General features: G+C 35.3%; 6 protein-coding genes and 1 pseudogene. 4 read left to right on the forward strand and 3 right to left on the reverse strand.

All coding sequences use genetic code 11. The annotated features are described in order from the left end of the window. The coding region (locus CW357_RS17245) for an IS110 family RNA-guided transposase (RefSeq protein WP_124218701.1) at nucleotides 1–540 on the forward strand (540 nt) is incomplete at its 5' end. A 308-nt stretch (nucleotides 541–848) separates the two neighbouring features. Here CW357_RS17245 and CW357_RS17250 read toward each other — a convergent pair. From CW357_RS17250 to CW357_RS17260, 3 genes are all read right to left on the reverse strand, one after another. Beyond that, nucleotides 849–2,027, reverse strand: coding sequence for a sugar ABC transporter permease (locus tag CW357_RS17250; RefSeq protein ID WP_124218702.1), 1,179 nt, complete (start codon nucleotides 2,025–2,027; stop codon nucleotides 849–851). A gap of 15 nt (nucleotides 2,028–2,042) precedes the next feature. Further along, nucleotides 2,043–3,563, reverse strand: coding sequence for a sugar ABC transporter ATP-binding protein (locus CW357_RS17255; protein WP_124218703.1), 1,521 nt, complete (start codon nucleotides 3,561–3,563; stop codon nucleotides 2,043–2,045). A gap of 90 nt (nucleotides 3,564–3,653) precedes the next feature. Then, nucleotides 3,654–4,781 (reverse strand): sugar ABC transporter substrate-binding protein, encoded by a 1,128-nt coding sequence (locus CW357_RS17260; RefSeq protein ID WP_206426833.1) that lies wholly within the window; start codon nucleotides 4,779–4,781, stop codon nucleotides 3,654–3,656. Between the two features lie 377 nt (nucleotides 4,782–5,158). Between CW357_RS17260 and CW357_RS17265 the strand changes: the two genes are divergently transcribed. The 3 genes and pseudogenes from CW357_RS17265 (at nucleotide 5,159) to CW357_RS17275 (ending at nucleotide 8,796) form a co-directional block, all read left to right on the forward strand. Beyond that, nucleotides 5,159–6,322 (forward strand): NAD(P)/FAD-dependent oxidoreductase, encoded by a 1,164-nt coding sequence (locus tag CW357_RS17265; protein ID WP_124218704.1) that lies wholly within the window; start codon nucleotides 5,159–5,161, stop codon nucleotides 6,320–6,322. Between the two features lie 17 nt (nucleotides 6,323–6,339). Next, a complete protein-coding gene (locus tag CW357_RS17270; protein ID WP_124218705.1) occupies nucleotides 6,340–7,305 on the forward strand; it encodes an ornithine cyclodeaminase family protein in 966 nt (321 codons plus the stop codon). A 24-nt stretch (nucleotides 7,306–7,329) separates the two neighbouring features. Beyond that, a pseudogene (locus CW357_RS17275) lies at nucleotides 7,330–8,796 on the forward strand (sodium/proline symporter). Nucleotides 8,797–9,236 lie beyond the last annotated feature (440 nt).

Raw genomic sequence — 9,236 nt, forward strand, 5'->3', positions numbered from 1 at the left:
GCACGTAATTCGTACCGTTTAGATAAAATGATGGCTGATCCGGTCAATCTTTCGTTATCTGTGATTTTGAGTACGATTCAACATATGGAAAGCCAAGTAAAGCGATTAGATAAGGAAATCGAACGCATGATGAAAGGCATTCCACAAACATTAACTTCGATAAAAGGTATCGGTCCCGTGTACGCAGCGGGCTTAATCGCTGAAATTGGGGATATTCATCGTTTTGATGATCATCATGCTTTAGCGAAATATGCAGGTTTAGTATGGACACAGTATCAGTCAGGCGAGTTTGAAGCCGAGAATACCAGTCGCATGCGAACCGGAAATAAGTATTTACGCTATTATCTTGTACAGGCATCAGACGCCATACGAAAGCATGACACCGAATATAAAACCTTTTATCAAAAGAAATACCATGAAGTACCAAAGCATCAACACAAACGCGCTCTCGTCTTAACCGCTAGAAAACTTGTACGGCTCGTGCATTCGCTACTACGCACGAAACAGCTGTACATCCCTAAAGAAGAAAGGAGAGAATAACGAAATGTTACTCACTTTTCTTTAGTTAATTTTTAACTTCCATTTTTTAACTAATTATAGTTAAAAAACGTGAGGTTTATTTAAGTGTGCTTAAAAATTGAGTTTCGGGTGTTGAAAGGCTTAACAATTTCCAATTTCAATAATTTTTATGATTGACATTTCACCCCTGGGCTTTCATTTTATTCTATTAAATTATTTTACAGAAAATTCTATATATAACTATAAAATATTTTTCAAAATAAAACAAATGTATTTAGTAGGAAATAAAACAGTAATAATTTTGCCACTTAACATTAGGTCTATTCTTATTAAGCTCGTTGTTCTTTACGAGTCATAACGTCAAATATTACCGCTACTGCTAATACAGTACCACGAATAATATATTGATAGGATATGCCAATTCCTAGTAAGTTCATACCACTGGATAAAGAAGCCATCACAATTGCACCAATAATCGCTCCCGTTACTTTTCCTACCCCACCGGCAGCTGAGACCCCACCTACATAAGCAGCAGCTATTGCATCAAGTTCAAACAAAGTTCCAGCAGTTGTTGTTGCAGACTGTAAGCGTGAAGTAAAGAGAATTCCAGATAAAGCGGCAAGCATCGCCATCGATCCAAAGACGATAAACGTTATTTTCTTTACACTGATTCCACTTAAATGAGCGGCTTCTGGATTACTACCTACTGCATAAATATGGCGTCCAAGAACCGTTTTGGTTGTTAAAAAATGATAAATCACCACAACTGCTACAACAATAATAACAGTCCAAGAAAACCCATTATAACCTGCTAAAATCCATGTTATATACGCAATGATCGCGGAGATGAAGATTAGTTTTATACTGAAGATACTACCTGACATCACTTCAAAACCATAATTCATTTTATTTCGGCGAATTGTAATTTCGTTGTATATGAATAAAAGTATTCCAACTAAACCTATTAATAATGTTAATAAATGGAGTCCGTTCAACTCCATTATTGATGGGATAAACCCATTCCCTATTGCATTGAATTGCTCATCTTTTATAATAATCGTTCCGGTTTTTTCAGTCACTTGTAGGAGAGCGCCACGGAAAATCAGCATACCAGCAAGCGTTACAACAAAAGATGGAACACCAATTTTTGCGATTAATAAGCCGTATACTAATCCAATCAGTATACCTAATATTAATATAATCGGAATAACAAGCCATACTGAAAGTTCATATTGAGTTAATAGAATGGCAGTTATAGCTCCTAAAAAGCCTGCTAAAAATCCGACCGATAAATCGATATGCCGAATAACAATCACAAGTGTCATCCCTACTGCCAACACAGCAATATACCCTGCAGAATCTAGTAAATTACTAATATTTCTTGATGAAATAAATAACCCATCAGTCAAAATAGTAAAGATTAAAATAATTACAAATAAGGCAATATACATACCGTATTCTCTAATATTTAGTTTTACTAAATTTTTTCCTTCTTTCAATAAATCCATTTTACGTTCCCCCCTTTATTTTGTAGCTAGTTCCATAATTTTTTCTTGTGTTGCGTCCTCGGCAGATAGTTCCCCTTTGATAGTGCCATTAGCCATAACATATATTCGATCGCTCATGCCAAGAATTTCTCCAAGTTCTGAAGAAATCATGATGATGCTCATGCCTTCCGATATCAGTTGGTTCATGATTGTGTAAATTTCAAATTTAGCACCGACATCAATCCCTCGTGTTGGTTCATCTAATATTAAAATCTTTGGCGACGTAAATAGCCATTTGCCTAATGAAACCTTTTGCTGGTTGCCTCCGCTCAAATTTCCAACTCTTTGTTCAAGTGAGCTTGCTTTAATATGCAACGATTCTTTGTATTGATTTGCAACTTTTACTTCTTCATTTAGGTTGACAACACCGTTAGATGTAATCCCTTTTAAATGTGCTACCGAAATATTACTTTTTATATCTTGCAATAAAAACAATCCATTGCCCTTACGATCTTCTGTTACATAAGAAATGCCTGCATTTATCGCATCGTTTGTATTTCTCAACATTCTTTTTGAACCATGTATTTTCAGATTGCCTTGCAGTTTATAATATTTTGGATTGCCAAATATACTTAGTGCTAGTTCTGTACGACCAGACCCCATCAATCCTGCAATTCCAATGATTTCTCCTTTTTTTACGTGGAGATGAACATTTTTGGAAACATTTCTTCCTAATTGTGGGTCAAAGGCTGTCCAATCTTCTAACTCAAGGACAGTTTCTCCTATTTTCTGGCCTTCTCGTTTCGGATATATATCTTCAATTTCGCGTCCTACCATATTTTTGATAATGACATTTTCTTCTATTTTCTCCTGACTAGCATCCAAAGTAGAAATGCACTGTCCATCTCGTAAAACAGTTATTTTATCCGCAATCTGCATTACTTCCTTCAATTTGTGCGAAATCATAATACAACTGATTCCTTGGCTTTTTAGCTCTTTTAAAAGCTCTAGTAGATTTTCACTATCATCTTCGTTTAATGCTGCTGTTGGTTCATCCAAAATTAAGAGTTTGACATCTTTACTTAATGTTTTTGCAATCTCTACAAGCTGTTGTTTGCCAACACCCAGTTCTTTGATCAATGATTCTGGTGTTACATCGAGTTTTACCTTTTTTAGCATTTTATTTGCTTCTGCAATCGTTTGATTCCAGTCTACAAAAGGACCATTTCGTATTTCATTTCCCACAAAAATATTCTCGTATACTGTCAAGTCCGGAAATAGAGCAAGTTCTTGGTAGATAATCCCGATTCCACATTTGACACTATCATTAATCTCATGAAAATGTTGAACTTTCCCTTCATAGACGATATCCCCTTCATATGTACCATGTGGGTAAACACCACTCAACACTTTCATTAAAGTAGATTTTCCCGCGCCATTTTCACCTACCAAACAATGAATTTCTCCTTTTTTCACTTTGAAGTTTACATTTGATAGGGCTTTAAATCCCGAAAATTCTTTTGTAATATGGTTCATCTCGAGTATATATTCACTCATTTTATCACCCCTAATTCACTTCATTTTCAGCTTTTAATGGGCAAAATAGTGATAGCAATTGCTATCACTATTTTCCACTTCGTTCATTTTCTACTCTAAACCGTTAAATTCACTAGCTTCATAGTAGGCTGAATCGATTAATTCCTTTTTCACATTGTCTTTATTGACAACAATTACGTCTGTTTGTTTAGCCTTTACTTCTACTGAACCATTGTCATAAGATCCCGTTGTTTCAGGTGTTTTACCATCTAATACTTCAACAGCAACCCCCATTGCATCTGTCACTAGCGTTCGAACATCTTTGAACACCGTCATGGATTGTTTACCGTCAATAATATATTGAATAGAAGCTTTTTCTGCATCTTGACCGGTTACAACAAAACTTTTTACTGCCTTATCTGTTGAAAAAACATCTGCAATAGAACGTGCAGTACCATCATTAGGTGCTAAAATCGCTACATCCCCTTTTAAATCTGCTTTAGCTGCAGTTAGGTGTGTTTGTGCTTTGTTTTTCGCTTTGTTTGGATCCCAGTTCGTTGTTACTTGCCCAATAATTTTACTTAATTGGTCACGCGAAAGTTCTGCGGTATCTTTTAGCTTTTCAGCTTCACTTGAGTTGGCAATTTTAAATGTGCCATCTGCGATTTTTGGTTGAAGTACTTTCCATGCACCTTCAAAGAAGAGGAATGCATTATTATCTGAAGCCGCCCCTGCGTAAAGGTAAAGCGGAACATTTGAACCATTGGCATTATCGATTAAATATTGAGCTTGTGCTGCACCAACTGCTAAACTATCAAATGTTACGTAGTAATCCACTGCATCGGTATTGGTAATCAACCTGTCATATGCAATAACAGTAACGCCCTCTTTTTTGGCTGCTTCTACTGCTGCACCTGCAGCAGCACCATCTTGAGGCGTAATGATTAATACTTTAATACCTTTATTTAAAAGTGACTCAACGTTTTCTTTTTCTTTTGCAGATGATCCCTGACTAAATAGAATTTCTGTTGAATATTTTGAATCCTTCAATGCATCCTTGAAACGCTGTTCATCTTGTACCCATCGTGGCTCATCTTTTGTTGGTAATACAATTCCTACGTCTATTTTATTCTTGTTACTTTTACTATCCCCATCACCATTGCTATTACATGCAGTTGCAACTATTGTAACGAATAGCAAAACTAGTATGAATGTTAGCCTTTTTAAATTTTTTATCACGACAAACCATCTCCCCTTCTGATTAAAGTTATTTCCTTTAATCACAGATTTATATGAAAACGTTTTCGCAATTATTCTTAATACAAAAATTTAATATTATAAATCAATCTTTTGAACTATCTAAAGGCCTAATATTAGATGAATTTTACATAATATATTCTAAATTCAATATACTCTTTGCATGATCCAAGTTAGAAGATCAATAGTTTATTACACTATGTACAATTGCTAGATTTGCTAGTCTTCGTGTCTTTCTTGAAATGTGGCCACATATTAGAAAAAGTATCGTATCTTTAATGGTGGAATTTTCTTAAATTTACACATTATTTCTATGATGTTTCAATAGTATATATAAATACCTGAAATGGAGGGATTCTATGGAAAAAGCTGATATCGTCATTGTTGGAGGGGGTGTGATGGGTTCTAGTACTGCCTATTCACTTCGAAAAATTGGGTTCGATGGTAGAATTATTGTTTTCGAAAAAGATCCTATTTATGAATATTCTTCAACTTCCAGAAGTGCTGGAGGAATTCGACAATTGTATACAACTGCTATCAATATTCAAGTAAGTCGATATAGTCTGCAATTTTATAAGAAATTCCCTGAAACTATGAAAATTGATGGTGAACCGTTTGAAATTGATTTCAGACAAAATGGATATCTATTTTTAGGTACAGAACAAATGATTTCTTCTTTAAAAAAGCAACAAGCTCTCCAACATCAATTCAAAGTTCCTTCCCAATTACTCTCAACAGAAGAATTACTCAATGTTATTCCAGAACTAAATATCAATGATTTAGCAGGAGGTCTTTATTGTCCTGAAGATGGTTATTTAGATCCTTACTCCGTTATGCAAGGCTTCCGAAAAAACGCTCAAAGAATGGGTGTTGAATATATTTTTGAGGAAGTTGAAACGATATTGACGACTCAAAATCGGGTAACAGGAGTTCGCTTAATCAATGGACAAGAATATAATTCTCCAATTGTTATTAACTGTGCAGGAGCATGGGGTGTTTATTTAAGTGAAAAAATTGGTATCCCATTACCTATCCATCCATTAAAGCGGCAAATTTTTCAATTTGATACGGCAGTTCCATTAGAAAAGGATTTGCCTTTGACTGTCGACCCTTCAGGAGTGTACTTCCGACATGAGGGCAATAAAATATTAAGCGGCTTTTCAGAAAAAGTGAAGCCAGGTATAGATTTTACAGTAACACGATCTCTATTTTATGATGAATTGTGGCCAGTATTGGCACATCGTGTACAAAATTTTGAAATAGCAAAAATAACATCTGCTTGGGCTGGCCTATATAGTTTTAATACTGCTGATCACAATGCGATTATAGGGAATCACCCTACGATGCAAGGCTATTATATGGCGCTTGGTTTTAGTGGTCATGGAATGCAGCAAGCTCCTGCAGTTGGACAAGGGTTAGCTGAGTTAATCCATCTAGGAAAATATGAAAATTTAGATTTACATCCTTTACGCTTTGAACGTTTTGCAGAAAATGATCTTGTTTTAGAAGATGCCATCGTTTAATTAAGGGGGAAATATATTTGCTACTATTAAATGAACAAGACATTATGCAAGCAATCACTATGAATGACGCAATTCAAGCTATTGAGGAAGCCTATATTTTATATGACAGTAAACTTTTTCACATGCCTCTACGAACACAAATTCAAGACAACGATAATACGTTATTACTTATGCCTTGCATTGCGACAGATTCAACTGGGTTAAAAATAGTCAATGTCTATCCGAACAATCAGGATCTTCCAGCAACGCAAGGGACGATGATCTTACACAATCGACAAAATGGTGCTATTAAAGGAATCCTAAATGGAACATTGTTAACTGGGATTCGCACAGGTGCTATTGGCGGTACTGCTATTAAATATTTGGCAAATGAAGACTCACATTCGGTTGGCTTAATTGGTACAGGTTATCAAGGTTTATATCAACTATTGGCTGCTTGTGCTGTTCGTGATATCCGCCATATATATCTCTGGAATCGTACACAATATAAGATTCCTGCTTTTATCGAAACCCTAAAAAAACAGATAGCAAAAAATATTGAAATTCATATTGTTGATGAAACGATTAATTTAGTTGAACACTCTGATATCATTATTACTTCTACTACTTCTTCTGAACCCGTCCTTCCAAATATCGAAAAAATTTATAATGGGAAGCTCATCATCGGAATTGGTTCATACCAACCACAAATGAGAGAATTCCCAAACTCCATCTATAACCATCTAGACTTTCTTTATGTAGATACATTGGATGCAAAAAGTGAAAGTGGCGACGTAATAACCCCTTTAAAACATTCATGGATAACAGATAATCAAGTCATTCCATTTTCAAAAGTTATTACAAACAAAGTAAAACCCATTATTTCAAAACATCAACCTACTGTATTCAAGTCAACCGGTATGGCACTTTTTGATCTTGTTGTTGCAAATAGAATAGTAGAAACTGCTTTACGTCTTCATATTGGACAAAATATAGAGTTGTAAATTACTAAAAAAGGGGATGATTATTTGAACACGATTGTATTAGTGGAGTTTATCTTATACTGCATCTTTATGCTAGGAATTGGTTATTATTTTAGTCGTCGTAATATGGGGCATTCAGATTTTCTTCTAGGTGGGAAAAAATTACCCGGTTGGACACTAGCCTTCTCTGAAAGAGCAACTGGTGAATCTGCTTGGCTGCTTTTAGGCTATACAGGATTTGTCTATTCAACAGGATTATCCGGAGTCTGGGTTGCCGTTGGTATTACACTTGGAATTGTGTTTGCGTGGTTATTTTTAGCAAAGAGATTTATGGAAGATGCGGAAAAGTATCAGGTAATGACTCTACCAAGTTATTTAGCAAAACGTTTTCCAAAACACGGAAAACTCATTTTATGGTTAGCAACTATTCTTATCTTTAGTTTTATGATGTTTTATTTTGGAGCACAAATTGCAGGAGCCGGAAAAACGCTATTTACCGTTTTTGGTATTCACACTACTGTTGGTATGTTGATCAGTATTGTAATTGTTATTATCCTTGCTTACACTGGTGGATTTGTCAGTGTTGTATGGACAGATATGATTCAAAGTATAATGATGCTAGCAACATTAGTCATATTACCAATCGTCGCACTTTACAATATCTATACGGGTGATTTATCAATTAGTCATGCATTACAATCTTCTGGATCTAAAATTGACTCTTGGACAGGCGGAGTAACCGGTTTTGCACTCGGTTTATTACTATTTAATAACTTTGCTTGGTTCTTCGGATTCCTCGGCGGTCAACCGCAACTTAGCGCTCGTTTTATGGCACTTAAAGATAAGAAAGAAGCAAGAACTGGAAGTATTGTAGCAATTATTTGGACACTTTTAGCTTATAGCGGAGCATTTCTTATTGGGATTACGGCTATTACACTTTACCAAGATCATCAATTTGCAGATGTATAAACCATTCTACCTTATATGGCACTCGATCTTCTTCCGCCGTGGATAGCCGGACTTTTACTTTCAGGTATTCTTGCAGCTATTATTTCTACTGCAGATTCTCAACTTCTTGTTATGACGAGTTCTGTCAGTGAAGATATCGTTAATAAAGCAATGGGTAAAAAAATATCTGAGAAGCAATTAGTTAGAATATCTAGGATCACTATTGTCATAGCAGGGCTAGTTGGTTTAATCATTGCTTTAACATCTAAATCTCTTGTGTACTTAGTTGTTAGCTGGGCTTGGGCAGGTGTAGGCTGTACGTTATCTCCAGCCATAATTCTCACGTTTTTATGGAAACGTTACTCAGGCATCGGTGTCATCGCTACAATCATAGCCGGCTTTGTAAGTACACTTATTTGGATATCAACACCACTTGAAGATGTAATTAGTTCACGCTTTACAACATTTATCATAGCAGCTATTGTCGGAATTCTATTTAGTCTTCTATTTCCTGATAAAGAAAAAGAACAAAATAAATCTGAAAATGAAATTCAAACATGGTAGATTGTAGATTTATTCGCTAGTTTGCAGTGTTTTATTCGCTCTTTTCGCCGGTTTATTCGCTCTTTTCGCCGATTTATTCGCTCTTTTCTCTTGTTTATTCGCTAGTTTCATTCATTTATTCGCTCTTTATTAAATTTTATTCGCTCTCTTAGCAATTTAAGTCATTTGAAACGATTCATTCCTTTAAACATCGTTTGATTTGAACCATATATTGGTGGTTTTTAGTCAAACAATTCACGAAAGAAATCCTGAAATTTTATCATCAGTTCATAGGTTAGGTTATTCGCTCTCTCATTCATTTTATTCGCTAGTTTCGTCTGTTTATTCGCTCCCTCCATTCATTTATTCGCTCTTTATTAAATTTTATTCGCTCTCTTAGCAATTTAAGTCATTAAAAATGAATTTATGGTAAATCGAGTAGGAGGGAGTGATTAACTCCC

The sequence above is a fragment of the Rummeliibacillus sp. TYF005 genome (assembly GCF_003844195.1).
In the GTDB taxonomy this organism is placed as follows: Bacteria; Bacillota; Bacilli; order Bacillales_A; family Planococcaceae; genus Rummeliibacillus.